This window comes from Mesorhizobium erdmanii, from assembly GCF_013170725.1.
Classification (GTDB): Bacteria; Pseudomonadota; Alphaproteobacteria; order Rhizobiales; family Rhizobiaceae; genus Mesorhizobium; species Mesorhizobium erdmanii.
This window is the reverse complement of the sequence record NZ_CP033361.1, coordinates 105,542-131,633: the sequence shown is the minus strand read 5'-3', so window position 1 is coordinate 131,633 and position 26,092 is coordinate 105,542. Positions and strand designations below refer to the sequence as shown.

Sequence of the window (26,092 nt, the reverse complement as noted above, 5' to 3'; positions counted from 1 at the left end):
CCTCTCCATTGGCGGGACCTGGGTCTTGTCCGTCACACGTCCGAGGCCCGCTTGTCGGCGTGCGCATGTATTTCATGGCGGCGCCTTGGCGGCGGCAGGATTATCCAGCCAGCCGGCATCGATCTCGGGCAGCGGAATGGCTGCGATGAGATCGCGCGTGTAAGCCTCTGTGGGATTGTCGAACAAAGCGTCGGTGGCGCTGGCTTCGACGATCCTGCCCTCGCGCATGACGATCACTTGCTTGCACAGCCGTCGGATGACCGAAAGATCGTGGCTGATGAAGGCGACGGTCAGGCCCATCTCCGCGGCGAGCTTCTCCAGCAGCGTCAGGATCTGCGCCTGCGTCGACACGTCGAGACCCGAAACGATCTCGTCGGCCAGCACGAATTTCGGCGACAGGGCCAGCGCGCGCGCAATGCCAACGCGCTGGCGCTGGCCGCCCGACAATTCGTGGCGGTAGCGGCTGGCGAACCTCTGCGGCAGGCCGACCCGCTGCAGCGCTTCGGCGATGCGTTCCTTGAGCCTGTCGCCAAGCCCGTTCTGCTTGAGCGGCGCGGCGATGATGCTGCCAATGGTGCGGCGCGGGTTGAGCGACGACATCGGATCCTGGAAGATCATCTGCAGATCGCGGCGCAGTGGCCGCAGTTCCGCCTCCGGCAGATGGGTAATATCTCGGCCGTCGAAGGCGATGCTGCCGGCGCTGGGCTCCAGCAGCCGCACCAAGGCTCGGCCCAGCGTCGATTTACCGGACCCGGATTCGCCGACGATGCCAGTCACCGAACCCCTGGGCAGATCGAAATCCAGGCCTTTCAAAATCTCGGCCAGCGGCGCCCGGCCGATCAGCGGCTTGCGCGTCATGTCGGGCAACGCCACCTTCAGCCCGCGCACGGAAAACAGCGGCTCAACCATGCGGCCGCCTCCAGGCCTGATCGGCCGCGGCGATTTCGGCGGCAAGTCCTGCCAGCACAGCCTCGTCCACCGGCTTCAGCGAGGCGAACGGATCGGTGTAGCGCGGCGTCGCCGCCATCAACGCCCGTGTGTAGGGGTGTTGTGGCGAGGCGAAGAGAGCAACTGTGTCGGCCTCCTCCACCACTTTGCCGGCATAAAGCACCGACACCTTCTGGCTGATCTTGGCGACGACGCCTAGGTCGTGGGTGACGAACAGGATCGCCGTGCCGTGCTCGCGCTGCAACGCGGCGATGAGGCGCAGTATCTGCTTCTGAACGGTGACGTCGAGCGCCGTGGTCGGCTCGTCGGCGACGATCAGGCGTGGCTCGGCGGCGAAGGCGGCGGCGATCAGCACGCGCTGGCGCATGCCGCCGGAGAGTTCATGCGGATAGCTTTTCAGCACACGGTCCGGATCGCGGATCTGCACCTCGTCCAGCAATTGCCGGATGCGGGTGTCGGCCTTCTCGCCGCTCCAGCCGAGAATGCGCACCAGCCGGTCGGTCATCTGTGGGCCGATGCGGCGTGACGGATTGAGCGCGGTCAGCGGGTCTTGCGGGATGAGCGCCGTACGCGCACCGATCAGCGTGCGTCGTGCCTTCGGCTGCAGCTTGCCGAGGTCTTCGCCCTCGAGCTTCATATCGCCTTCGACGATGCGCACGCTCGACGGCAAAACGCCGAGCACCGCCTTGCCGATCATCGTCTTGCCGGCGCCGCTCTCGCCGACCAGCGCGCGGACCTCGCCGGGCTGGACGGAAAGCGAGACCGAGCGCAGCACGCGCTGGCCGTTCGGCAGCACGGCGCTAAGATTGTTTATTTCGAGACAGGCGTTCATCGCAGCACCGGATCGAAACGCGTCTTCAGCGCTTCGCCGAACTGGCTGAACGACAGCACGGTGAGGATCAGCGTGATGAGCGGGAACACCAGCACCCACCAGGCCTGATGGATCGAAAGCCTTCCTTCGGCGATGAGGCCGCCCCAGGTCGGATCGTCGGTCGAGATCGACAGATTGACGAAGGACAGGATCGCCTCGACGATGACGGCAATGCCCATCTCCAGCGACAGCAGCGCCACGATCGATGGCACCACGTTGGGCAATACTTCACGCAGCATGATGCCGATGCGGCCATAGCCGGCGATGCGCGCATTCTCGACATAGTCCATGCGCGACTGACCCATCGTTTCGGCGCGGATCACCCGGCAGAAGCGCGTCCAGTCGATGATGGCGATTGCAAGGATGACGGAACTGAGGCCGGTGCCGAGCACGGCCACCAGCAATATGGCGAACAGCACCGGCGGAAACGCCATCCAGATGTCGACGATGCGCGAGATGATGCGGTCGGCCCAACCGCCGAAATAGCCCGCGATAAGCCCGAGCGTCGAGCCGACAAGACAGGCGGCGATGGCTGCCGCAAAGGCGACCATGAAGGCGATGCGGCCGCCGAAGATCAGCCGCGAGAGCAGGTCGCGGCCGAGACTGTCGGTGCCCAGCCAATAACCGGGCTCGGCGCCGTCGAGCCAGAAGGGCGGCAGCCGCTCCAGCATCAGATCCTGCGCCAGCGGATCCTGAGGCGCGACCAGCGGCGCGAAGATCGCCGCCAGCAGCGCCAGCAGCAGCCAGCCGCCGGCGAGCCACAACCTTGGGCTCAGCCCACGCCTCGAGGCCTTATCCATGGCGCAGCCTCGGATTGAGCAGCGCATACATCATGTCGACGACAAGGTTGATCAGCACGAAAAGCAGCGCGAAGACCAGCACGATGCCCTGGATAAGCGGCAGGTCGCGGTTGATGACCGCATCGATCGCCATGTTGCCGAGGCCTTCATAGGAAAACAGCCGCTCGACGATGACGGTGCCACCGATGAGGAAGGTGAATTGCACGCCGACCAGCGTCAGTGTCGGCAAGGCAGCGTTCTTCAGCGCTTCGCGCAGGATGACCTGCGTCTCCGAAAAACCCTTCACCCGCGCCAGCACGACATAGTCGAGGTCGAGCACTTCCTTGAGCGACTGTTTCAACAGTTGCGCGATGATCGCCGCCAGGGGCAGCGCCAGCGCCACGGCCGGCATCAACATGTGTTTCAGCAGGTCCCAGGTCAGGTCGAAGCGCAGCCGAAGCAGGCTTTCGAAGAAATAGAACTGGGTGACGAAGGGCAAATCGAGCTGCGGCGACACCCGGCCGGAAATGTCGAAGATCGGCACTAGCACGCCGAACAGCAGGATCAGCACCAGGCCCCACAGGAAGTCGGGAATGGACAGCGCCGCACCGCTGGCGATATCGATGCCGGCCTCGACCGCCGTGCCGCGCTCGCGCGCGCCGAGGATTGCCGTCGTGCCGCCGAGCAGAACCGCCATGATGAGGGCCACGATGGCCAGTTCCAGCGTCGCCGGCAGCCGGTTGAAGACGAGGCCGAGCACGTCCTGCCTGAGTGAGATCGAGGTACCGAAATCGCCCCTGACAACGCCGGACAGCCAGATGAAGAATTGCTGCACGATGGTCTTGTCGAGCCCATAGAGCGCGCGCAGGCGGGCGATGTCGTCATCCGTGGCGCCGGGCGGCAGCATCATGGCGATCGGATCGCCGGGCGCGACGCGGATCACGACGAAGACGACGACGGCCACGCCGAACAGCGTGATCAGCATCGTCAGCAGACGGATCAGGAATCGTTGCAGGAGCATGTAAATCTTTGCGGGAGCCCGTGGGCTCGTATGCCCGATGGAAAATGCGCGCCGTCATTGGCGACGGCGCGCGGCAATTCCAGGCCGATATCAGGCCGGGGTCATCAGGGCCGGCAGCAGCGCGCCGGAAATGTGCTGCACCACGTTGACGCCCTTGGCATGGACGATCGGTTGCGCGAACTGCAGCAGCGGCAGAACATAGGCCTGCTCGGCAATGTACTTGTCGACCGCTTTCCAGCCGGCGATGCGCTTGGCCTCGTCCTTCTCTCCCCACAGCGGACCGATCTTGGCGTCGAGGTCGTCGGTTTTCCACGACGAGTGCGGCGAGGGGCCGAACATGGCGAAACCGGTCGAGGTGGTCGGATCGCCGATGGCATTACCCCAATTGTAGAACGCCGCGGGCGCCAGCTTGTGGGCGGCGCGCAACTCATAGTGCTTGGCGATCTCGTAGACCTCGATCGTCGCCTCGATGCCGACCTTGCGCCACATGCCGACGATCGCCTGCACCATCTCATAGTCCTTGGGCTTGAAGCCCTTGGTGGTCTGGATGGTGATCTTGGCCGGCTTCTCCGGCGAATAGCCGGAGGCCTTGAGCAACTCCTTGGCCTTCTCCGGATTGTGCTCGACCTTGATCGATGCATCGAAGGCCGCGTATTCCGGCGTCTCCAGCGTGTCGATCGGCTGGCCGTAGCCGCGCAGCAGCCGCTTGACCAGAAGCGCCTTGTCCACCGACATCACGGCCGCCTGGCGGACATTCTTGTCCAGCATGGCGTCCTTGTTGTTGAAGAAGATCATGCCAATGTCGGAGACGTTCTTGCACGAGCCGGCCAGTCCGTCCTTGGCGATCAGCCGGTCATACTCCTCGTACGGAATTTCCAGCGTCACCTGCGAAGATCCGGACTCGATTTCGGCAACGCGGCTGGCGGCATCGGTGACGAACTTGATCGTCACATTCTCGAAGGCCGGCTTGCCGCCCCAATAGTTCGGGTTGGCCTTCAGCCGCAGGAAGGCATTGCGCTCGAATTTTTCCACCATGTACGGACCGGTGCCGATCGGCGCCTTCTCGAAGCCTTCGGCGCCGACTTTCTCGTAATAGGCCTTGGGCAGGATGTAGCCGGTCAGGAACGACATCCATTTGAAATAGACCGGGTCGAACTGCACCACGTCGCCGGTGATCTTGTTGCCGTCGATCTTGAAGTTGTTGACGTTCTTCCACACGAACTGGATCGGGTTGCCGGTCTTTTCGTCGCCGGCCCGCTGCAGCGACCAGACGACGTCCTCGGGCGTGAAGGGCGAGCCGTCGTGCCATTTCACGCCCTCGCGCACCGTCATCATCACTTTGGTGCGGTCGTCGTTCCAGCCCCATTCCGTGAGCAGGCCCGGCGCGAAGGACAGGTCCGGCTTCTGCGGGATGAACTGGTCGAAGACGGATTGATAGAGACCCTGGATCGTCGGGTTGACGGCGGAAGGTCCCGTGGTCGGATCCCAGGACGGCAGGTTGACATTGTAGGCGATGGTCAGTTCGCCGGCGGCCGCCTTGGCTATATCAGGCAGGCCAACGGCCGCCACGCCGAGTGCCGCGGCACTGTATCCGAGCAATTCGCGTCTGTTGATTGTCATGGTCGTTCCCCTTGTTGGTTATTGTCTTCGCGCTTCGTCAGGTCTTTGGTCCGGGCTTCGTGGGCAGCAGCGCCTTGCCTCTCGTCGCCCCTGTCAAATCTTCGGCTCCTACCTCCCGCCAAGCTGTTGCGCGAGCATGAAGCCCGAGGCCGCCCCGGTGCCGGCGCCCGGCCATGTCGCGGCGCCCGTCAGATGCAAATTGGCGACCGGCGTGTTCCAGCCGGCATAGCCGCGTGCCGGGCGGAACAAGAAGTTCTGCGCCAGATGATGGCTGCCGCAGACCTGGTCGCCGCCGACCAGGTTCGGGTTCTCGCGCTCGAGATCGAGGGGCGAGAACACCGCCCGGCCAAGGATCTTCGCGCGCAACCCGGGGGCATAGGTCTCGATGATGTCGAGCACGCGCTCGGCGTAGGCCTCCTTGACCTGATCCCAATGCGCGGGCGTGATCTTGCCCGCGGCATCCCCCAGGATTTCGGCCGGCAGCATGCGCACCTGCACCCACAGCACATGCTTGCCCTGCGGCGCGCGCGACGGATCGACTGCGGTCGGCTGGCCGACGACCAGCACCGGCTCGTCCGGAAGCAGACCTGCCATGGCCTGCTGATAGGTACGCGACATGGCGTCGAGCGAGGGCGACAGATGCACATAGGCGAACTGCCGCAACTCGGCCCCGGCCCGCCAGTCCGGCAGGTCGTCGAGTGCCAGGTGGATCATCATCGTGCCCGGTGCATGGCGGAATTTCAGCATCGCCGTGTCGAAGCCGGCGTTGCCGGAACCACTGGGCAGCAGCTTGCCGGCCAGCGCGCTCGGCGCAACGCCGGCGATGACGGCCTTGCTGGCGACGTGGAAGTCCCCGGAAGCAAGCCGCACGCCGGTCGCCCGGCCGCCTGAAACCGTGATTTCGGCCACCTCGGCCCCGGTGGCGATCTTGCCTCCTGCTGATGTGACCATGCCAGCCAGCGCGCTGATGATGGTGTCGGCGCCGCCCTTGCCCAGCACCATGCCGAAGCTCTGGTTGGCCATCGATTCCAGATAGGGGAACACGGCACCGCCCGCGATGTCAGGCGCGAAATCGAGATGCATGCCCCAGGTGGCGAGCGTCGCCCGGACATGCGCGGACTCGAAAGTCTCCTCCAGCCAGGCGCGAGGCGATGACAGCAACAGCCGGCCGGTGTCGAGCGCGCCGGACATGCCCTTCTTGCGCCACAGGTTCCACGCGGTGCCGGCAAGCGCGCGGGCACTCATCGGCGAGCCCAGCAGGCGGAACAGATGCTCGGCTTCAGCTGGAAAGGCGGCAACCAGTCGACGCCATGTCGCGGCATCGGCGGGGGAGAAGGCGGCCATGCGGCTCGCCGTCTTTTCCAGGTCGTTGCTGACCCCGAACCAGCGTCCGTCCGGGAAGGCGCTGGCAAAACAGTCGGCCACCGGCGCGAACTCCAGCCCCTTTGCTTTCAATTCATTTGCATATTTCCGGTGGAAGGCCGAGCCGGCAAACAGGCTCAGATTCATCGCGCCGAAATCGTGACGGAAGCCTGGGAGGGTGAATTCGCGGGTCTGCACCGCGCCGCCGATTGTTGCATTACGCTCGAAAATGCCGGTTTTCCAGCCTTTGAGCGCCAGATGCGCGGCGCATGCCAGACTGTTGTGGCCCGCCCCGACAAAGATGGCGTCGAACTCGCTCACGCCCCGTTCCCATTTCCTTTATGCTTAAAGATAATTGCAGATGCATATGTTTTCGTCTAGTAGGATATTAAGGGCCGAGACGAGCCTTGATCATCACTAGAAAGAGGGAACTTCAGACCATGGACACCCAAAAACTCCTCGGCGAGGTCGCCGGCCAGCTGCTCTCGGGCGCCATCAAGGTGGTCGATCTGTCGGCTCCGCTTGGGCCCGACACACCGCTGATCAAGCTGCCGCCGGAACTCGCCGTCGACACGCCGAAGGTCGAGATTCATAACATCTCCCGTTACGACAAGAACGGTCCCTGGTGGGCGTGGAACTGGCTGAAGCTTGGCGAGCATTCGGGCACGCATTTCGATGCGCCTCAGCACTGGATCAGCGGCAAGGACTATCCGGACGGCGCCACCGACACCATTCCGGCACAGAACTTCGTCGGCCCGGTCAACGTTATCGACTGCTCCAAGGAAGCCGCGGCAGATCCCGACTTCCTGCTTACCGTCGACCACATCAAGGCGTGGGAAACCAAGCATGGCGCCATTAATGCCGGCGAATGGGTGGTGATGCGCACCGACTGGTACAAGCGCAATGGTTCGGAAGCCGAATTCCTCAACGCCAACGAGACCGGCCCGCACACGCCTGGCCCGACGGCCGAAGCCATCCAGTTCCTGATCAGCAAGGACATCAAGGGCTGGGGCTCGGAGACGATCGGCACGGATGCCGGTAAAGCAGGAGGGATGGAGCCGCCATTCCCGGCGCACACGCTGATGCACAAGGCCAACCGCTACGGTCTCGCCAGCCTCTGCAATCTCGACCAACTGCCGCCGAAGGGCGCGATCCTGATCGCCGCACCGCTCAAGATCGAGCACGGCACCGGCAGCCCGATCCGCGCGCTGGCGCTGGTGGTGGGCAAGTAAGGATCTTCGGGAGAAGATCATGCGCGCAGATGAGGCGGTTGGAAGGCAGGTTGGCAGCGCTGGCACTCTACGGCGCCCCCCTCTGCCCTGCCGGGCATCTCCCCCAGTTGGGGGGAGATCGGCAGCTTCAGCGACGGCTCCTTTCTTGCAGCGTAGAAAATTGGCGAAAGCCGAGATGACAGCCAATCTCCTCCCTTGTGGGGGAGATGTCCGGCAGGACAGAGGGGGGCGCCGTAGGGCGCTGACTTCGCAAGCCTACCCGCTGCCCACAGGAAGCCCACAATGAAAGCCCCCGATCACATCATTGTCGGCAGCGGCATCAACGCGCTGGTCTGCGCGGCGATGCTTGGCGGCAAAGGGGCGCGGGTGCTCGTTCTCGAGCGCAACGACCGCATCGGCGGCTGCATGCGCACCGAGGAGATCACCGCGCCCGGCTTCATCCATGATGTGATGGCGACGACCTTCGTGCTGTTCATCACTTCGCCGGCCTTCGCCGCCCTTGGCGGCGACCTCGCCCGACATGGGCTGGAGTTTTGCCATACGGCAACGCCGACCGGCGTGCTGCGGCCGGACGGCAGCCATGCCACGCTAAGCACCGACCGCGCAGCCAACATCGCCGCGCTCAACAGGATAGCGGCGGGTGACGGCGATCGGCACGCGGACGATGTCGGCGGCATCGAGCACAATGCCGGCCTGCTGTTCGGCCTGCTCGGTGGCGCGCTGTGGTCTTATCCGACGGCCAAGCTTTTGGCCGGCGACGCGTGGCGGCGAGGTTCGCGCGGACTTGCCGCCTTTCTCGGCGACGCCTTGGTGCCGGCGCGTGGCTGGCTGGAAAGCACCTACCAGTCCGAAACCATCCGCGCGCTCTGGGCGCCTTGGGTGCTGCATGCCGGGCTTGGACCGGAGGATGCATTTTCCGGCCAGATCGCCAAGGTTGTCGCCTTCGCGCTCGAAGCAGCGGGCGCCCCGATCGTCAAGGGCGGGGCTAAGAACCTGCTGTCGGCTTTCGAGGCCTTGATCACCGAGCGAGGCGGCGTCATTTCCACGGGAGCGGACGTTGCTTCTATCATCCTGGCTGGGGGCCGCGCGACCGGCGTGCGGCTGGCCTCGGGCGAAACGGTTCATGCCAGGAAGAGCGTTATCTGTTCGGTCACGCCGACGCAGCTTTATGGCCGCCTGCTTGGCGCGGATGCGCCCAAAGCCGATGTCGAGGCGACACGAAAATATCGCTACGGCAAGGGCAATTTCCAGATCCACTATGCGCTGAACAAGCCGCCGGCATGGCGCGGCGAAGGGCTGGACAAGGTCGCGCTGCTGCATCTGACGCCGGGCCTCGACGGCGTCTCGAAGGCCTGCAACGAGGCGGCGCGCGGCATGCTGCCGGAAGTGCCGACCATCTGCGTCGGCCAGCCGCATGCGCTCGACCCGTCTCGCTGTCCGGAAGGCAAGGCGATCCTCTGGCTGCAACTGCCCGAGGCGCCGCGCCACATCAACGGCGACGCCGCCGGCAAGCTCGAGGCGCCCGCTGACGGGCAATGGACGGAAGCGCTGCGCGAGGCCTATGCCGATCGTGCCGAAGCCATCCTCGCCAGCCACATCGACGGCTTCAAGGACAGCGTCATCGCGCGCCGCGCCTATTGCCCGGCCGATCTCGAGGCGATGAACATCAATCTGGTCGGCGGCGACCCTTATGGCGGCTCATCCACGATCGATCAATCGTTCCTGTGGCGACCGTTCAAGACCAGCCGCAACCATCAGACCGGTGTAAAGGGCCTCTACCATATCGGCGCCTCGACCCATCCGGGCGCCGGCCTCGGCGGCGGCTCCGGCTTTCTCCTTGCGGGGAGGCTGTGATGGAACAGAAGGTCGCGGAAAAGCGCCAGCGCATTTCGACCCTCGGCCAGATCGGCCTGCAGCAATTCGCGCCCTATCTGATGAACCGCATCATGGGCCGCTACAACGCCACCTTGCGCGACGATTTCCGCAAACAGGGGCTGACCATTTCGCAGGTTCGCACACTGGCCGTGCTGTCGGTCACCGATGGCGTCACCGTCAACGACCTCTCGGTGTACACAGTGATTGAGCAGTCGACCTTGAGCCGGACGCTCGACACGCTGGAGGGACAAGGCTTCGTGCGGCGCGAGCAGGGCGTCACCGACAGCCGCATCCGCCACGTCTTCCTGACCGATGAAGGCCGCGCCGAATTCACTAGCGCCTGGCCGGCCATGCACGACGCGTTCGAGGCGATGTTCGACGATATCGACGACGCCGAATATGCCGCGCTCATCGCCACGCTTTTGAAGATGCTGAAGAACATTCGCAAGCACGACATCTAGATGTACGCGCCGCCGGCTGTCGGCGGCAACGGAAGGAGGCAGAGATGGCCGAACGGTCTTTTGCCAAGGAAGTCGAAAAACTCAGGCTCGGTGCCGGCGAGGAATTCGCGGGCGAGGGCATTCTCGCCATCACCAAGGCGCTGCTGCAATGTGGCGTCGGTTATGTCGGCGGCTATCAGGGTGCGCCGATCAGCCATCTGATGGATGTGCTGGCCGACGCGCAGGACATTTTGGGCGAGCTCGGCGTGCATTTCGAGGCGAGCGCCTCGGAAGCCACCGCCACCGCCATGCTCGCCGCCTCGGTTCATTATCCGATCCGGGGTGCCGCGACCTTCAAGTCGACCGTCGGCACCAATGTCGCCTCCGATGCGCTGGCCAACCTGGCGTCCGGCGGCGTCACCGGCGGCGCGCTGATCATCGTCGGCGAGGACTACGGCGAGGGCTCGTCGATCATGCAGGAGCGCAGCCATGCCTTCGCCATGAAGAGCCAGGTCTGGCTGCTCGACCCGCGCCCCAATCTGCCGTCGATCGTCAAGGCGGTGGAGGATGGCTTCGAGTTGTCGGAGATTTCCAACACGCCTGTCATGCTGCAGGTGCGCATCCGTTGTTGCCATGTCCACGGCCATTTCATCGCCAAGGACAACAAGCGCCCGCCGATGACGGTCGCCGATGCGCTGGAAGCCCCGCGCCGCGACACCGGCCGCATCGTGTTGCCGCCCGCCTCCTTCCTGCACGAGAAGGAGAAGGTGGCGAAGCGCTGGCCGGCTGCGGTGGACTTCATCCGCAAGAATAGGATCAACGAGTTCTTCGGCTCGGACCACGGCTCGGTCGGCATCGTCATGCAGGGCGGCATGTACAATTCGGTCATCCGTGCCTTGCAGCGTCTCGGCCTCGCCGACACCTATGGCGACACCGATGTGCCGCTCTATGTGCTCAACGCCGTCTATCCCCTGATCGACGACGAGTTTCTCGCCTTTTGCGAGGGCAAGCAGGCCGTGCTCATCGTCGAGGAAGGCCAGCCCAACTACATCGAACAGGCCTTTGCTGCGATGCTGCACAAGGCCGGGCGCGGCACCAGGCTTGTCGGCAAGGAATATCTGCCGATGGCCGGCGAATACACCGGGCAGGTCATGCTCGATGGCCTCGGCGCTTTCCTGCGCGCCGAGGCGCCGCATCTCTTGCCGGGCGAAGTGCGCGCGCCCAACAAGGTCGGCGACGGCGTCGACACGGCGGACCTGATCAATGTCGTGCCAGGCCGCCCGCCGGGCTTCTGCATCGGCTGTCCGGAACGGCCGATCTTTGCCGCGACAAAACTGGTCGAGCAGGAACTCGGCAAGCACCACATCGCTTCCGACATCGGCTGCCATCTGTTCTCGATCATGCCGCCTTTCGAACTGGGCGCCACCACGATGGGCTATGGTCTCGGCCCGGCCTCGGCCTCGGCGTTCAATTCGCCCGACGCCAAGCGCCGCTCGATCTCCTTCGTCGGCGACGGCGGCTTCTGGCACAACGGCCTGACGTCCTCGATCGGTAATGCCGTGTTCAACAAGAATGACGGCGTCATCGTCATCGTCGACAATTTCTACTCGGCGGCGACAGGAGGCCAGGACATTCTCTCATCCCGCGCGGGCAACAAGACCAAGTCGACAAAGCATCCGATCACCGAGGCGGTGAAAGGCATGGGCGTCAAATGGCTGCGCCATGTCGACCGCACCTACGATGTCGGCAAGATGCAGGACACGCTGCGTGAGGCGTTAACGACGGAAGAGAAGGGCCCGAAGGTGATCGTCGCCTCGTCGGAATGCATGCTCAACCGACAGCGTCGTGAAAAGCCGCTGGTCGACAAGGCGATCAAGGGCGGCGAGCGGGTGATCAAACCGAAGTTCGGCGTTGACGAGGACATCTGCACCGGCGACCACGCCTGCATGCGGCTGTCGGGCTGCCCGTCACTGTCGGTGAAGTCGCTCGAGGATCCCTTGCGCGACGATCCGGTGGCGTCCATCGACCAGAACTGTGTCGGCTGCGGCAATTGCGGCGAGGTGGCGGACGCCGCTGTGCTCTGCCCGTCATTCTATCGTGCCGACGTCGTCCACAATCCGAGCCGCTGGGACCGCTTCCTCGAATCTGCGCGCCGCGCCGTCATCAGCCTGCTGCAGCGTCGCCGCGAAAGCCGGCGCCTGACCTTTGCCGATGCTTGACGCCGTCCCGCCATTCCGCGCCAAGGCTGGCGCCCAGGACGACGAGCGTGTGATAAAACTCGCCGTGCTGGCGGTCGGCGGCCAGGGCGGTGGCGTGCTCGCCGACTGGATCACCGACGTTGCCGAGCGCAATGGCTACGTCGCGCAATCGACCTCGGTCGCCGGCGTCGCCCAGCGTACCGGCGCCACCATCTACTATATCGAGATGGCCCGCGACACCGGCCGCTTGCCGGTCTTCGCGCTGTCGCCGTCACAGGGCGATGTCGACATCCTCATCGCCGCCGAACTGATGGAAGCCGGCCGCGCCATCATCCGTGGCTTCGTCACGCCCGAGCGGACCACGCTGATCGCCTCCTCGCACCGCATCGCCGCCGTGTCGGAAAAGATCGAGCCGGGCGATGGCCGGGCCTCGTCGCCCAAGGTGCATGCGACGGCGGAAGCGGCATCCAAACGCTTCATCGCTTTCGACATGGAAAAGATCGCCGCCGACAATGGCTCGATGATCTCGGCCAGCCTGCTTGGCGCGCTGGCAGGATCCGGCGCGCTGCCGTTCAACCGCGAAAGCTATGAGCGGTCGATCGGTGCCGGCGGTCGCGGTGTCAAGGCCAGCCTTGCCGCGTTCGGCGCCGCTTATGACCGCGCGCGCGGCACTGCCGCACCGGCGGCAAAGCCGGCTGAGACGGTAATTGTTGGATCCGCCCTGGGTGCAGGGCGCGTAAGCGGCCCGCAAGACCTGCTGCAAGGCTGGCAGGCGCTCGCCGCCCGCGTCGACCTGATGCCGGTGGCGGTGCGCGACATGGCGCTCCGGGGCCTGAAAAAGGTCGTCGACTATCAAGACATCGCCTATGGGCGCGACTATCTCGACCGGGTGGACAAGGCCGTCGCGCTGGACAGCGCCGACCATGCCCATGCGCTGTCCATTGCCGCCGCCAAGCATCTCGCCAACGCGCTCTGCTATGACGACATGATCCGCGTCGCCGACCTGAAAACGCGCTCGACGCGCGACAGGCGCGTGCGCAAGGAGGTCGGCGTCAAGGATGGCTCGATCCTGCAGGTGACGGAGTATTTCCATCCGCGCATCGAGGAATTCTGCGGCACGTTGCCGGTGGGGCTCGGCAGTTATATCGAAAGCCGGCCGAAACTCGCCGCCTTCCTCGACCGCCGCATCAACCATGGCCGCCGCATCCGCACCGATAGCTTTGCCGGCTTCGCCGCACTCTGGTTCATCGGCGGCCTGCGTCGCTGGCGTCGCAGCCTTCTGCGCCACAGGGTCGAGATGACCCATCTCGATCGCTGGTACGCGCTGGCGCTCGGCCATGTGCCAGTGGACTATGCGCTATCAGTCGAAATCCTCAACTGCCGCCGGTTGATCAAGGGCTACAGCGACACTCACGTCCGGGCGCAATCGAAATTCGACCGCGTGCTGTCGGCGCTTCCCATGCTCAAGGGCCGCTCCGATGCCGCCGATTGGATCCGCCGCCTGCGCGAGGCCGCGTTGAAGGACGAGAAGGGCGACATGCTCGACGGCGCTCTGAAGACCGTGGCGACGCTCGGACCAACTCCCGCAACCCGATCCCCCTGACACTGACCGAGGTCAATCGTCACCTGCCTCGTTGGCAGGCTCTGTGAACGCCGTTCATTTTTCTCTTGAACGATGTTCAAAATGTAGTACAGTGCGCCTGTGAACGATGTTCATTTCCGACTGGCGGCCGATAGGCGGAAAGCCAGGGATGATCATCAAGCACAGTAAGGAAGTTTAACCAGCTCAAGACTATCACTGAGACTGAAACAGCGCCTGCAACCTGCGGGCCCTACCGGCACGGTCGTAGGGTCCCGCCAAATGGAAATCGCCATGAACACGCATCTGATGTTGTCCCGGCGCTTCGCGCCTCTGTTCTGGACGCAGTTCCTCTCCGCTTTCAACGACAATTTCCTCAAGAACACACTGGTGTTCCTGATCCTTTTCACGCTGGCCGCCGATCAGGCCGCGTCACTGGTCACCCTCGCCGGGGCCGTCTTCATGGCCCCCTTCCTTCTCTTGTCCGCGCTTGGCGGCGAGATCGCCGACCGCTTCGACAAGGCCTTGATCGCCCGGCGGCTGAAATTCGCCGAAATCGCCGCAGCGGGGGTCTCCGTCGTCGGCATCGCGCTGTCGTCGATCCCGGTGCTGATGACGGCGCTGCTGATGTTCGGCATCATCTCGGCACTGTTCGGCCCGATCAAATACGGCATCCTGCCGGATCACCTCGAGCGCAAGGAACTGCCCAAGGCCAACGCCTGGATCGAGTCGGCGACCTTCGCCGCCATTCTCGGCGGCACCATTGCCGGCGGCGTCGTCTCGGCCGATGGCATCGGCGTCATGGTGTTCGGACCGATCATGATGGCCTTGGCCGTCGGCTGCTGGTTCGTCAGTCGCTATATTCCGCCCACCGGTTCGGCGGCGCCCGACCTCGTCATCGACAAGAACGTCTTTCGCTCGACTTGGCGCCAGGTCAGCGAATTGCGCACCGACACGCGTATCTGGCGCGCCGGCCTGATGACGTCGTGGTTCTGGCTGATCGGCGCCATCGTGCTTTCGATCCTGCCGACGCTGATCAAGGATTCGCTCGGCGGCAACGAGATCGCCGTCACTGTCTATCTCGCCGTCTTTGCCGTCTCGATCGCCATCGGCTCGGCGATTGCCGCATGGATGTCGCAAGGGCGCATCGTGCTTTTGCCCGCGCCGGTCGGCACGGCGCTGCTGGCGCTGTTCGGCCTGCATCTGGCCTGGACCATCTGGAGCATGCAGCCTTCGCCGAAGGCGGAAACCCTTGGCCTGTTCTTCGCCGGGCCGAATACGATCCGTGTCGCGATCGACCTCGCCGCGATGGCCATTGCCAGCGCCTTCCTCGTGGTGCCGACCTTCGCCGCGGTACAGGCCTGGTCGCCTGAAGCGCGCCGCGCCCGCGTCGTCGCCGCAGTCAGCATCGTCAATGCCGGCTTCATGACGGTCGGCGGTATTGTTGTCGCCGCGATCCAGACCAAAGTCTCCACCGGCGGCATCCTGTTTGGCCTCGCCGCGGCCAACGCCGTCGCCGCCTGGCTGATGCTGAAATTCCTGCCCACCAATGCGTTCCGCGATTTCGTCTCCATCCTGTTCCGCGCCTTCCTGCGCCTGGAGGTCGAGGGCATGGACAACCTCAAGGCGGCCGGCAAGGCGCCGATCCTGGCGCTCAACCATGTCAGCTTCCTCGACGGTCCGCTGGCGCTGACGCTGACCGATGAGGAGCCGGTTTTCGCCATCGACTACACCATCGCCCAGGCCTGGTGGATGAAGCCGTTCATGAAGCTCGCGCGCGCCATGCCCCTCAACCCGGCCAAGCCGATGTCGACCCGCACGCTGATCAAGGTCGTGCAGGGCGGCGATCCGCTGGTCATCTTCCCCGAAGGCCGCATCACTGTCACCGGTGGGCTCATGAAGGTCTATGACGGCGCCGCCATGGTGGCGGACAAGACCGGCTCGATGGTAGTGCCGATCCGCATCGACGGGCTTGAGAAAAGCCCGTTCTCCCGGCTGACGTCGCAGCATGTGCGCCGCCGCCTGTTCCCGAAGGTCAAGGTCACCATCCTGGAGCCGGTCAAGCTGCAAGTCTCGTCCGAGCTGAAAGGCCGCCAGCGTCGCTCCGCGGCGGGTGCTGCCCTCTATCAGGTCATGTCGGATCTCGTCTTCCGCACCCAGGACATCGACAAGACGGTGCTGGAAAAGATCATCCTGACGGCGAATGAGCGCGGCATGAAACGGCTCGCCGTGCAGGATCCGGTCACCGGGTCGCTCAGCTATGGCAAGCTGCTGACGGCGGCCGCCGTACTCGGTGAGAAATTCCAGAACCTTTATGCCGACCAGCCGACGCTCGGCATCATGCTGCCCAACGCCAACGGCTCATGCGCCACGCTGCTCGGCGTGATGTCGGCGGGCAAGGTGCCGGCGATGATCAACTTCACCGCAGGCGCCGCCAACATCCTCTCTGCCTGCAAGGCGGCCGAGGTAAAGACCGTGCTAACATCGCGTGCCTTTGTCGAACAGGCCAAGCTCGGCCCGGTGGTCGAGGAGATCGGCCGATCTGTCGAGATTGTCTGGCTCGACGATCTGCGCAAGACCATCGGTCTCAAGGACAAGCTGCTCGGTCTCTTACGCAAGAGCACGCCGCGTGCTCCGCGCAAGCCCGACGATCCGGCGGTGATCCTGTTCACCTCGGGTTCGGAAGGCACGCCGAAGGGCGTGGTGCTCACCCACCGCAACATCCTGGCCAATGCCGCGCAGGCGGCCTCGCGCATCGACTTCCATTCCGGCGACAAGGTGTTCAACGTATTGCCGATCTTCCATTCCTTCGGCATGACGGCCGGCACGGTGCTGCCGCTGATCTCCGGCGTGGCGGTCTATTTCTATCCGTCGCCGCTGCACTACCGCATCGTGCCCGAACTGATCTACGCATCCAACGCGACGATCATCTTCGGCACCGATACGTTCCTCAGTGGCTATGCACGCAGCGCGCACCCTTACGACTTCCGCTCGATCCGCTATTGCTTTGCCGGCGCGGAACCGGTCAAGGCTTCGACGCGCATGACCTATATGGAAAAGTTCGGCGTGCGCATCCTGGAAGGCTATGGCGTCACCGAGACCGCGCCGGTGATCTCCATCAACACGCCGATGTACAACCGCTCCGGCAGCGTCGGCAAGATCATGCCCGGCATGCAATATCGCCTCGATCCGGTGCCCGGTGTCGAGGAGGGCGGGCGGCTGCATGTCCGCGGGCCCAACGTGATGGCGGGCTATCTGCGCGCCGAGAAACCCGGCGTGCTCGAACCGCTGCCTGACGGCTGGCATGACACTGGCGATGTCGTCTCGGTCGACGAGGGGGGATTCATCACCATTCGCGGCCGCGCAAAGCGTTTCGCAAAGATCGGTGGCGAGATGATTTCGCTCGCGGCCGTCGAGGCGCTGGCGGGTGAATTGTGGAAAGGCTCGCTGTCGGCCGTCGCATCCGTGCCGGATGCGCGCAAGGGTGAGAAGCTCGTTCTCATCACCGAGGCTCCCGGCGCCGCGCGCTCGGACTTCCTGGCCTTCGCCAAGGCGAATGGCGCCATGGACCTGATGGTGCCTGCCGAAGTGCGTGTCGTCCAGAAAGTCCCGGTGCTCGGCTCCGGCAAGCTCGACTTCGCCGGCGTCACCAAGCTGGTGCGTGGAGAGGACGCGCCGGCCACCAAGGTCGAGGCTGCCTGATCAACCGTGCCGAGAAGGCGCCGCGGCGAAGGCCGTGGCGCTGCTTTGGCGAGCGCCTTGCCCGCTGACGAATATGTGATCGGGCCCTCACGCGGCTTTGGCCGGCTGAGTGCTATGCTGTTCTCGTGAATGTGGAACCATGGAGGACATGATGATGCTGACCAGATACATTCTGCCTATCGCGGTCGCGGCAGGTACGTTGGTGCTATCGAGCGTTGGTTCCCAGGCCTTGCCCGTGGCAAAGCCAACCGCCAGTCCGTCGCAAATCGAACGCGTCGGTTGGAGATGCGGCCCTCGCTGGCACATGAACCGGTGGGGACGTTGCGTGCCCAACCGGCACCACCACCGCTGGCATCGCCGCTGGTGATCACCGTGCGGACCGACACGGCCTCCGCTGCGAAGCCGTGTAGGCGTTTTCGCTAGAGCTGGCGTCCCGGTGACGCCATCAGACTTCGTCAGGCGACAAGATCGCGCATTGGCTTCACCGCGGCGGAATCCGGAAACACCTTGTCGCCGAGCACGGCGGGCGAGAGTCCGAACTGGTCGGCGAGCAGGCCTTTCAGCACCGCCCTGACATCGCTGGTCGGCGCCAGGTCGCGCTGTTGGTAAAGCTGGGCGGGCTTCAGGCCCGGCCAGTCGGCGATGACGCGGCCGCCCTTGATCGCGCCGCCGGCGAGCAGCACCACCGTCCCGGTGCCGTGATCGGTGCCGACCGTGCCGTTGATCTGCGCCGTGCGCCCGAACTCGGTAATGGCGACGACCGCCGTGTCCTTCCAGCGCTCGCCAAGACCCTTCTCCAATTCCTCGAAGGCGCCGTCGAGGCCACCGAGCAGCATGGCAAGCCGGCCAGTCGCGCCGCCTTCGTTGACATGCGTGTCCCAGCCGTCGAAAGCGAGTGCCGCAACGCGCGGTCCGTCATCGGCCGCGATCAGCCTGGCGGCGCCTTGCGCGGCCTGCCGCATGCCGGCGGCGCTGTCGAGACCGCCCTTCGGCTTCATTGCCCCGCCCTTCATTGCATTAGCGCCCATCTGGTCGTCGAGGGCCATGCGATCGGCGTCGAGGCCCTTTTGCAGGGCTACCGCCAGCACCGGGTCGCGATGCTGGTAGAGGTCGAGCACCCGGGCTGCGAGGTCGCCTTGCGGCTCCGGGAGCGATTGCCGCGCCCAGCCGAGCACCGGGGCGGCGCCGCGAATCACCAGCGGCGTCGACGGGCCGACGGCGAGACCGCCAAGCGTCGCCACACGATCGCCCGCCGGCAAGCTTTCCAGTGCCCGGTTGAGCCATCCAGTGGCGACATGGCCGGGGCCGGCGAAGCCGCTCTCGAGGACATCCTGGCCATCGAAATGGGAGCGTTCGCGATAGCCTGTCGCTGCGGCATGAACCACTGCCGCCTGGTTCGCCTTGAACAGTCTGGCGAAGACCGGCATCGCCGGATTGACCGCGAAGAAACCATCGAGCGGCAACGCCGCGTGCGGCCCGGCGAGTGAAAGCGCGATGTCACCATGCAGGCCGGCATAGTCGGGATCGCCGACCGGACCGACCGCCGACAGGCCGTCGAGCGCGCCGCGCAGGACGATGACGATCAGGCGTGGGTCGCGATTGTCGGCGGCGCGGGCGAAACGTGGCAGATAGGCCCAGGCAAACAGCGCGCCGCCGGTCATCAGAACGGCGCGACGGGAGGGATGAGGGATCTCACACAGCAGGCTCATGACGTGGTCTCCATGGGAGTTGATGGCGCAGGCCCTGTCGCCCGAATTATCGTCGCTGGAATTCCGGCGCCATCAGCAGCAGGGCCAGGCCTTGCTGCTTGGATTCGGCGCGGGCGACCGCTTGCCGAGTCTCCGGCGAGGCGGAGGGACCGATGACGGCGTCGAGCATGTCGTTGGGGTTGCCGATGTCCTTGACCTGGCGGGCCGCCTGCCAGGCGATGTCGAGGCGGATCTTCATGCCTTCCGCCGAGGCCCAGGCGTCCGCCTGGTCGGAAAAGCCGTTCGGCCCCGGCGGCTGCCAGAGCGGCTCGCCCAGCGCGTTGAGCCAGTTGAGCGACTGGCCGGCATCGTTCGCCGGACCCGGCCCGGCTGCCCGGCGGATGGCCGCGATGTAGTCGAAGGGCGAGCGCATCTTGGCCAAGGGCGTCGACCAGGCCTCCGGCATGTCGACGAGGGTCGACGCCATGGCCCGGAGATTGCCGTCGCTCTTGGCGAACACCTTGGCCAGCCGCGCGACCGCCGCCGGTGGCGGATCGTCGGCTATGAAATGACGGACGAGCTGCGTGGCGATGTGCTGCGCCGTCGCCGGGTGGCTGGCGATGTCGTTGAGTGCCGCCTCCGCCTGGCCCATGCCGCCGGCCGGATAGGTCTTTCCCAGCAGCACCGCGTCGCCCGGTTCATGTGCATTGGCGTTGAACACGAAACTGCCGGGTTCGCCCAGCCGACCTTCCCGTCCAGCCATCGTCCAGCCGGTCAGGATGCGCGCGAAACTGGTGACATCGGCCTGGGTATAGCCGCTGCCGACGCCCAGCGTATGCAGCTCCATGATCTCGCGGGCGAGGTTCTCGTTGAGGCCGCGCTGGCGGTTCTTGCCGGCGCGGGAGTCCGGGCCGATCGACTGCTGGTTGTCGAGATAGAACAGCATCGCCGGATGCCGCTCCACCGTCAACAGCATGTCGGCGAAACGGCCGAGCACGAAGGGCCGGATGGCTTCCCGTTCGAAGGCGCCGGCGCTTGCCCGAACGAAATTGTCCTTTGCCACCGAAACGCAGAAATGGTTCGACCAGAAATAGACGAGGCGTTCGACGAAGCCGGCCTCGGCCCGCACCGCCTTGTCGAAGCGCGCCTGGGCTTCGGCTCGGAACAGCGTGGCTTCGACCGGTGGCGTCGCGGGCGCTGGCTTGGCGGGCGCTGCCGGCGGCGGTGCGGCGGGCGCGTTCGCCTCCATCGGAGCGTTCGGCATCGCGGGCGCATTCGCCATGGCCGGAGCGTTCGGCATCGCTGCCTGCGCGGCGGCCTTCGCCACGCCTCTGTCGAGCTTTCGCTGAAAGCGTGCCGCCATGCTGGCCTGGATGGCCGGCGTGCTGCCCAGGAGGTCGGCATAGTCCGGGTCGTCATAAGTGATCATGGCGATATCCGGCTGTCGAAGTTCCGCCTTGAGATAGCCGCGTGGATCGCCGGCCAGCCTGTCGCGGTCGCCGGGCCGGGCGCCAAGTCCGAAGCGGTTGAATGCGACCAGCACGGGATCTGGCGCCGTAGGCCCTTTGACCGGGACAGCCATGTCAGCGCTCCATGATTGGGTGGTCCGATCAGGCTGTTTCCTGAACGCTCAAACTCGCGACGAGGGTCGAGCTGGCAACGCGCCGCCCGGCCTGTGCACGCCTACCAGCGATGCCAGCGGTGCCAGTGGTGGTGCGGATGCCAGGCGTAGTAAGCCGGGCCGTGCCAATAATAGTAACGGGGGTAGACCACCACACGGTTGGGGACGCAGCGGCCCCAATGGTTGGGATGCCAGCCAGGCCCGCAACCCCAGGCGACGTGCTCGACCAGCGCCGGGGCGGCAAGCGGCGCCAGCGGCATCGCCGAGGATGCAGCAACCGTCGCAGCCGTTCCGGTCACCGCGAGAGCGGCGGTGATTGCGTATTTTGCCAGATAGTTCATGACCAAACTCCGAAGTTGTCCGAGGTTGAAACCTGTCGGCACCGGTTGGTCCGGCAGATCCTGCCCTTCATCTCGTTAAACGGGCGCTGTCGGCATTTTCCGTCGGTGGTCACGGCGATTTTTTTGGCGCGGTGGATGATTGCTGCCCGCTGCGTCTTGCGAGGCCCTCCGCCAGCACGCTGCGATCCTCGGCGGACCCCGCCGCCGCGAACTCGACGATGCGCTGCTCCAGCCGCGTGCGCACGGTGACGTCGGCATTGCGGGCCCGCTCGAGCGCGGCCGAAAGGGCCGCCGTGTCGAGGACAGGCTGCCGCAGCAGATCCGCCGCCTCGCGCCTCGCCTGCTGGCCGGCAAGAATGATGTCGTGGGATTCGCGGCGAACCTCGCGCAACGCCTTGCGGAACAGCATGCGCTGCTGGTCGGGAAGCCGGACGCCGGCCGCTTCCAGCGAATAGCCCTGGGCCGGCTTGCCGCTTCTTATCCAGACGGCACCGCCGGCAAGCGCACCGGCCAGGAAGACGTTCGCCACCACCGATGCGATGAGGAGGTTGCGGCTCGTGCTCATAGGTCTTCCTCGATCGTGTCGGGTCCGGCATCGCCGAAAGACGTCGCATTGGCATCGAGCACGTAGTGGTCTGGCTGAACCTCTGGTGTAACGACGGTCACCAGAGCCAATCCGGCGATGGCGCCAGCGAGCCCGATGCCGGCAAGCCCCAGCCCCAGCCACCAGAACCGTTGGCGCCGGCGCCGGACGATGTGCCGGTTGGCGGTGCGCAGGATCGCGTCGTGCAGCGCCTTGCCCGGGTGCCGGATGCCGTAACCGTCAAGCATGGCGTCAAGCGTGCCGGCGTGCCGCAAAATGGCCTGGCCCGTCTCGCTAGAAGCAAAGCTGGAGGCTGCCGCACGCTCCGCTTGCGGCCAGCGCCGCAAATCGCCGCCATAGGCCTCGGCGAGGGCCGCGAAACGCCTGGCATCCATTGCCGGACCGTCCTCGATGTCTTCAGCCATGTGTTTTCCCCTTGCCCCTTGGTGCCGCGTGCCCACGCGGGTTGCAAACCAGGCAGCCCCGCCTGACGCTCGCTAGGCGCGGTGAATGTGCGCCATTCATGGTCGACCTTTTCTCAGTCATGGACGCCATCCCTGACCAGTATCATCTGCAAGGCCCGCCGGCCGCGCGCCAGCAGGCTCTCCAGCGCATCGACGCTGATCTCCAGGGTCGCGGCAGCCTCTATGTTGGACATCTCCTGATAGTAGACCAGGATGATCGCCTCGCGCTGGCGTGGCGCGATCGACTGCAGGGCCTGCTCGATCCCCCGCGGCTCTTCGCTGGCATCGGGAAGCGGCGCGGGGTCGACCATTTCCGGCAGATCGTCGGTCACCAACTCGCGACGCCGGCGCAGCCGGTCGTAGCACAGGTTGAGCGTCACCCGGTGGATCCAGCTGTCGAAGCGTGCGTTGCCGCGCCGCCAGCTCGAGGCGTGACGCCAGATGCGCACGAAGGTTTCCTGCGCGACGTCCTCGGCCTCCGCCGCGTCGCCCAGCATACGCGCGGCAAGCGAAAGGATGCGCGGCAATTTGCGCGCGACGAGTGTCTGCACCGCCGCCGGATCGCCGGCAGCGACCCGACGAACCAGCTCCTCGTCCGGATCGGCGCTCATCGGCTGGCGCACTCCCGATATCCATCACGCTTCATGGCCTCTTGGTCACTGCTCCGGCTTGGGAGCGGATTTATGGCTTGGCATCTCGTCGGCGCTGAGCACGCCGTCGCCATTCTTGTCCAGCCTGGCAAAGCGCTTGGCGAAGAACGCATCGAGTTCGGCGCGATCGATGAAGCCGTCATGGTTGGAATCCATGCGGGCGAAGGATTTGGCGGGGTCGCCCTTGGCGTTGCGCTTGGCCTGGAAGGCCTCCCACTCCGGCAGGCTGATCTTGCCGTCGCCATCCGTGTCGGCGGCCATGATCGCCTTCTCCCGCCGCTTCTGGAATTTGGCCAGCGTGATGTCCGACTTGACCCCTTGCGGGGCAGCGGTAGGCGGCGTGGCGGCAGCAGGCGCGGCGGCCGGAGGCTGCGTCGTTGTCTGGGCGACAGCCGCGACGGTCAGCAGGCTCAAGGCAGCGGCAAGGATCGAACGGCTTATCATGCTTCCACGTCTCCGGTTGGCGCGTCGGCCACGGCTCATGCCCTGGTCACGCTTCAACCGTTAAACGCCGCGACGACGAAAATCCGTCGGTCGCCTGTGCCGATCCTTGCGATTTGTCGGCGATGCCGACCCGGTATCCGTCCCGCGAGCGACCGCGTGACGCATCACCCGGCGCCACCAACCCTGGCGAAGGGGCAGGCGCTACGCCGATGGGTCGGCGGCCACCAGCTGGTCCGGCTTGAAGCCCGCATGCTGCGGGATCCAGACATCGCCCTCGCGGTTGAACCAGTGGCAGAGATACATGCCGGAAGCGGCACCGTCACTGACCGTCATCTTCGGTCCTCCCGACTTCAGCTTGACGACGTCTCCGGTCTTGAAAGTATTGGGCATTTTGGACCTCCCATGCTGAGGTCCGCGAGTTTCCCACCAAAGCTGAGTCTCGACAATGGCGGATATGGGCCGCCGGCACAGCGATCCACTGCACAGGCACTGGTGCCTGTACCGATGCTGCATTTGGAAAGACAAGAAGAAGGGGAAAATGGTGCCGCTTAGGTGACTCGAACACCTGACCCCATCATTACGAATGGCGTATATGTGTGTCGATTTTGCCATTGTTTTCAATCTCTAAGCCGCATCTGCGTTCTTTTTCCGGGAGTTTTTCCGGGACCGCGCTAGATTTTCCATCGCATCTGCGACTTCATCGTCCAACACATGGGCGTAACGGGCTGTTGTAGCGATGTTGGAATGGTTCAGCGCTTTTTGCACTAGGCGCATGTTCCCGGTCTTGCGCAGCAGCTTCGTTGCCACGTCATGACGAATGTCGTGGAACCGGAAGTCTGCCACACCCGAGCGCTGCTTCAAACGCCGCCATTGCGACTTCGCCCCTTCCGGGGTGATCGGGTAGCGCTTCCCCTTCACCTTCCCCCCAACGGGACGCTGGCACACGTAGGTAAACACCCATTCGGTATGGTGCCCCATGCACCGGTCAAGGATTGCCCGCACGCTAGGGGTTATTTGTGCCGTCACCTTCCTCCCCCGCTTCCCCGTTGTGACGATTTGCTTCAAAGTTACGTTCTTCCACCGGATCAGCGTTTCATTGCGGCGAAGACCAGTTAAACGGGCGAACTCGAACCACAGAGCATAGTCGTTCCGGACTGACCCATCCAACGCTTCGGCCTCTTTGTCATCAAGCTCCCGCACTCGCTCGTCAGGCATTTCCAGCCAATGCGACCGCCAATCCGGTTCAACGGGAAGTGGATACTTCCATGTACGCTTGGCACGAGTGAAGATCGCCTTCAGCACGACAACGGTGGTACGGTTAACTGTCGAATTGGACACGGTGGGGACGGGATTGCCATCCTTGTCTTCCGTCTTCCCACGGAGGGTGTGCGTTCGCCGCCATGCGATAAGCGCGGACACGTCCGCGTCGGTGATGTCTTCAAGTCGCACATGGTTGCCGAAAAACTGCGTGAGCAATTCGAGGTAGTGCCATGTGTTCTTATGGCTGCTTCCCCGGTGATGCTGTCCGACTTCACTCCAGTAGCGGCCTGCCGCGACATCGAACGTCATCGGGCCGTTGCCGGTCTTCTTCTCGCGTTCGATGTCTTCCTTGGCCTTAGCCCGGATTTGGCGCTCTATGGCTTCGGCTTCTTTTTTGTTCCGGGCTTTTGTAGAGCCGAAAAAGCGACGACCGTCGAGTTGGAAGTCATAACCGTAGAACGGGCTTTTGGGGCTTTTATAGACTGACATGACGCCGGAACCTCACGCTGTTGCTGCTTTTGCGCAAACTGTTTCAAGATGTAGGGTGTGAAGCGATATTGCTTACGGGAAGACTCCGGAAGCGCGACGTTAATGTATCGAATGCGTCCGGCGCGGACATGGCGCACTAGATGCTTGACGGAAATCCCTAGTCTCTTGGCGGCTTCCTTAGTCCCGAACTGTTCTTCAAGGGGACGGTCAATGAGCGCCATGTGCCGCCTCCTTCAAAGCGTCCGTCAATTCGTGCCATCCTGCCGCCGCGCAATGCTTGGTGAGCTTCGCAAGGGTGCCTTCAGGCAGGTGCTCCATCAACAGCGCCACGGCGTTGTGGACGGCCTTGTCGTGCGCCTTCTGCGCTGTTGGATCGACGGGCATCATCGTCACCACATCGTCGGCAGTGTGCTGCGCAGCGATGGCCTTCTTGATCCCGACCCCGGTCTTGGGCACGCCCTTCTGCTTGATGTCCTCTAGGATTTCCGGGGCGAAGTTTGCTTCCATCAGGGCATACAGAGCACTGAGCGGAAGCTTCATGTCGATGGTCTCTGGGTTCAAATCCGTGAATTCCGCAACTCGCATGTAGCGCTGTGCGGTTCGCGGCGTCATTTGGAACTCGACGTTGATGTAGTCGAGGAAGTCGCCGTGCTTCTTATGGATTTTCACAGTGATCAAGTCGCGTCCGATCTGGATTGCCCGCTCCCTAATCCCAGCAGCATGTGCTTCAATAGCTTTGATATTTTCATGGATGCGTTGCGCTGCCGTCACAAGCGTTCCCGGCGAGGGCGGCGATAGTTCGCCTTTGGATGGCGCTTTGATTTCGGTCTTTTTGACCTTCAATTTCCACATTCCTGTTACTCCTTACTCGCTCTCACGAGCGCCGACGTTTGCTTTACAAATGCACCTACAATATACCTACTAG

General features: G+C 64.4%; 24 protein-coding genes and 1 tRNA gene. 7 read left to right on the top strand and 18 right to left on the bottom strand.

Features of this window, described 5'->3' with window-relative positions; all coding sequences use genetic code 11:
- Positions 1-72: 72 nt before the first annotated feature.
- From EB233_RS00620 to EB233_RS00595, 6 genes are all read right to left on the bottom strand, one after another.
- On the bottom strand, positions 73-909 hold the full coding sequence (locus EB233_RS00620; protein ID WP_064990481.1) for an ATP-binding cassette domain-containing protein: 837 nt from the start codon (positions 907-909) through the stop codon (positions 73-75).
- A complete protein-coding gene (locus EB233_RS00615) occupies positions 902-1,780 on the bottom strand; it encodes an ABC transporter ATP-binding protein (protein ID WP_064990482.1) in 879 nt (292 codons plus the stop codon). Before EB233_RS00615 ends, EB233_RS00620 begins: the two co-directional genes overlap by 8 nt.
- The gene (locus EB233_RS00610) at positions 1,777-2,619 is read right to left on the bottom strand and encodes an ABC transporter permease (protein ID WP_064990483.1); all 843 of its coding nucleotides are present in this window, start codon (positions 2,617-2,619) and stop codon (positions 1,777-1,779) included. Before EB233_RS00610 ends, EB233_RS00615 begins: the two co-directional genes overlap by 4 nt.
- On the bottom strand, positions 2,612-3,619 hold the full coding sequence (locus EB233_RS00605) for an ABC transporter permease (RefSeq protein ID WP_064990484.1): 1,008 nt from the start codon (positions 3,617-3,619) through the stop codon (positions 2,612-2,614). The genes EB233_RS00610 and EB233_RS00605 overlap by 8 nt, the downstream gene beginning before the upstream one ends.
- Positions 3,620-3,709: 90 nt before the next feature.
- A complete protein-coding gene (locus tag EB233_RS00600; RefSeq protein ID WP_064990485.1) occupies positions 3,710-5,239 on the bottom strand; it encodes an ABC transporter substrate-binding protein in 1,530 nt (509 codons plus the stop codon).
- Between the two features lie 108 nt (positions 5,240-5,347).
- Positions 5,348-6,922 (bottom strand): phytoene desaturase family protein, encoded by a 1,575-nt coding sequence (locus EB233_RS00595; protein ID WP_064990486.1) that lies wholly within the window; start codon positions 6,920-6,922, stop codon positions 5,348-5,350.
- Positions 6,923-7,041: 119 nt separating this feature from the next.
- Between EB233_RS00595 and EB233_RS00590 the strand changes: the two genes are divergently transcribed.
- The 7 genes from EB233_RS00590 (at position 7,042) to EB233_RS32320 (ending at position 17,994) form a co-directional block, all read left to right on the top strand.
- Positions 7,042-7,833, top strand: coding sequence for a cyclase family protein (locus EB233_RS00590; protein ID WP_064990487.1), 792 nt, complete (start codon positions 7,042-7,044; stop codon positions 7,831-7,833).
- A 282-nt stretch (positions 7,834-8,115) separates the two neighbouring features.
- Complete coding sequence (locus EB233_RS00585) at positions 8,116-9,687, top strand: phytoene desaturase family protein (protein ID WP_064990488.1); 1,572 nt, start codon at positions 8,116-8,118, stop codon at positions 9,685-9,687.
- A complete protein-coding gene (locus EB233_RS00580; protein ID WP_064990489.1) occupies positions 9,687-10,169 on the top strand; it encodes a MarR family winged helix-turn-helix transcriptional regulator in 483 nt (160 codons plus the stop codon). The genes EB233_RS00585 and EB233_RS00580 overlap by 1 nt, the downstream gene beginning before the upstream one ends.
- A 44-nt stretch (positions 10,170-10,213) precedes the next feature.
- A complete protein-coding gene (locus EB233_RS00575; RefSeq protein WP_064990490.1) occupies positions 10,214-12,367 on the top strand; it encodes a thiamine pyrophosphate-dependent enzyme in 2,154 nt (717 codons plus the stop codon).
- Complete coding sequence (locus EB233_RS00570) at positions 12,360-13,949, top strand: indolepyruvate oxidoreductase subunit beta family protein (protein ID WP_064990491.1); 1,590 nt, start codon at positions 12,360-12,362, stop codon at positions 13,947-13,949. Before EB233_RS00575 ends, EB233_RS00570 begins: the two co-directional genes overlap by 8 nt.
- Before the next feature lie 270 nt (positions 13,950-14,219).
- Complete coding sequence (locus tag EB233_RS00565) at positions 14,220-17,627, top strand: acyl-[ACP]--phospholipid O-acyltransferase (protein ID WP_064990492.1); 3,408 nt, start codon at positions 14,220-14,222, stop codon at positions 17,625-17,627.
- A 154-nt stretch (positions 17,628-17,781) separates the two neighbouring features.
- Positions 17,782-17,994: a GCG_CRPN prefix-to-repeats domain-containing protein gene (locus tag EB233_RS32320; RefSeq protein ID WP_425487732.1), complete on the top strand. Its 213-nt coding sequence runs from the start codon at positions 17,782-17,784 to the stop codon at positions 17,992-17,994.
- A gap of 88 nt (positions 17,995-18,082) precedes the next feature.
- On the opposite strand, the gene EB233_RS00560 is transcribed toward EB233_RS32320, so the two are convergent.
- The 12 genes from EB233_RS00560 to EB233_RS00505 all read right to left on the bottom strand — a co-directional run bounded on the left by EB233_RS00560 (position 18,083) and on the right by EB233_RS00505 (position 26,019).
- Positions 18,083-19,336 carry a DUF1501 domain-containing protein gene (locus EB233_RS00560; protein ID WP_064990493.1) on the bottom strand — a complete coding sequence of 418 codons (1,254 nt, stop codon included), beginning with the start codon at positions 19,334-19,336 and terminating at the stop codon, positions 18,083-18,085.
- A 46-nt stretch (positions 19,337-19,382) separates the two neighbouring features.
- Positions 19,383-20,897 (bottom strand): DUF1800 domain-containing protein, encoded by a 1,515-nt coding sequence (locus tag EB233_RS00555; RefSeq protein WP_064990494.1) that lies wholly within the window; start codon positions 20,895-20,897, stop codon positions 19,383-19,385.
- A 101-nt stretch (positions 20,898-20,998) separates the two neighbouring features.
- The gene (locus EB233_RS00550) at positions 20,999-21,277 is read right to left on the bottom strand and encodes a GCG_CRPN prefix-to-repeats domain-containing protein (protein ID WP_064990495.1); all 279 of its coding nucleotides are present in this window, start codon (positions 21,275-21,277) and stop codon (positions 20,999-21,001) included.
- 109 nt (positions 21,278-21,386) lie between these two features.
- Positions 21,387-21,842: a periplasmic heavy metal sensor gene (locus tag EB233_RS00545; RefSeq protein ID WP_064990496.1), complete on the bottom strand. Its 456-nt coding sequence runs from the start codon at positions 21,840-21,842 to the stop codon at positions 21,387-21,389.
- Positions 21,839-22,285, bottom strand: a complete 447-nt coding sequence (locus tag EB233_RS00540) for a hypothetical protein (protein ID WP_064990497.1) — start codon at positions 22,283-22,285, stop codon at positions 21,839-21,841. The genes EB233_RS00545 and EB233_RS00540 overlap by 4 nt, the downstream gene beginning before the upstream one ends.
- Positions 22,286-22,398: 113 nt before the next feature.
- Entirely contained in the window at positions 22,399-22,935 is a 537-nt protein-coding gene (locus EB233_RS00535; RefSeq protein ID WP_081294162.1) for an RNA polymerase sigma factor, read from the bottom strand.
- A gap of 45 nt (positions 22,936-22,980) precedes the next feature.
- Entirely contained in the window at positions 22,981-23,418 is a 438-nt protein-coding gene (locus EB233_RS00530; RefSeq protein ID WP_064990730.1) for an EF-hand domain-containing protein, read from the bottom strand.
- A 201-nt stretch (positions 23,419-23,619) separates the two neighbouring features.
- On the bottom strand, positions 23,620-23,808 hold the full coding sequence (locus EB233_RS00525; RefSeq protein ID WP_019863018.1) for a YodC family protein: 189 nt from the start codon (positions 23,806-23,808) through the stop codon (positions 23,620-23,622).
- Between the two features lie 149 nt (positions 23,809-23,957).
- Positions 23,958-24,051 (bottom strand) — tRNA-Tyr (locus EB233_RS00520).
- The gene (locus tag EB233_RS00515) at positions 24,043-25,167 is read right to left on the bottom strand and encodes a tyrosine-type recombinase/integrase (protein WP_064990499.1); all 1,125 of its coding nucleotides are present in this window, start codon (positions 25,165-25,167) and stop codon (positions 24,043-24,045) included. Before EB233_RS00515 ends, EB233_RS00520 begins: the two co-directional genes overlap by 9 nt.
- Positions 25,053-25,388 (bottom strand): helix-turn-helix domain-containing protein, encoded by a 336-nt coding sequence (locus tag EB233_RS32315; RefSeq protein ID WP_155765374.1) that lies wholly within the window; start codon positions 25,386-25,388, stop codon positions 25,053-25,055. The genes EB233_RS00515 and EB233_RS32315 overlap by 115 nt, the downstream gene beginning before the upstream one ends.
- Complete coding sequence (locus EB233_RS00505; RefSeq protein ID WP_081294163.1) at positions 25,375-26,019, bottom strand: DUF3102 domain-containing protein; 645 nt, start codon at positions 26,017-26,019, stop codon at positions 25,375-25,377. Before EB233_RS00505 ends, EB233_RS32315 begins: the two co-directional genes overlap by 14 nt.
- Positions 26,020-26,092 lie beyond the last annotated feature (73 nt).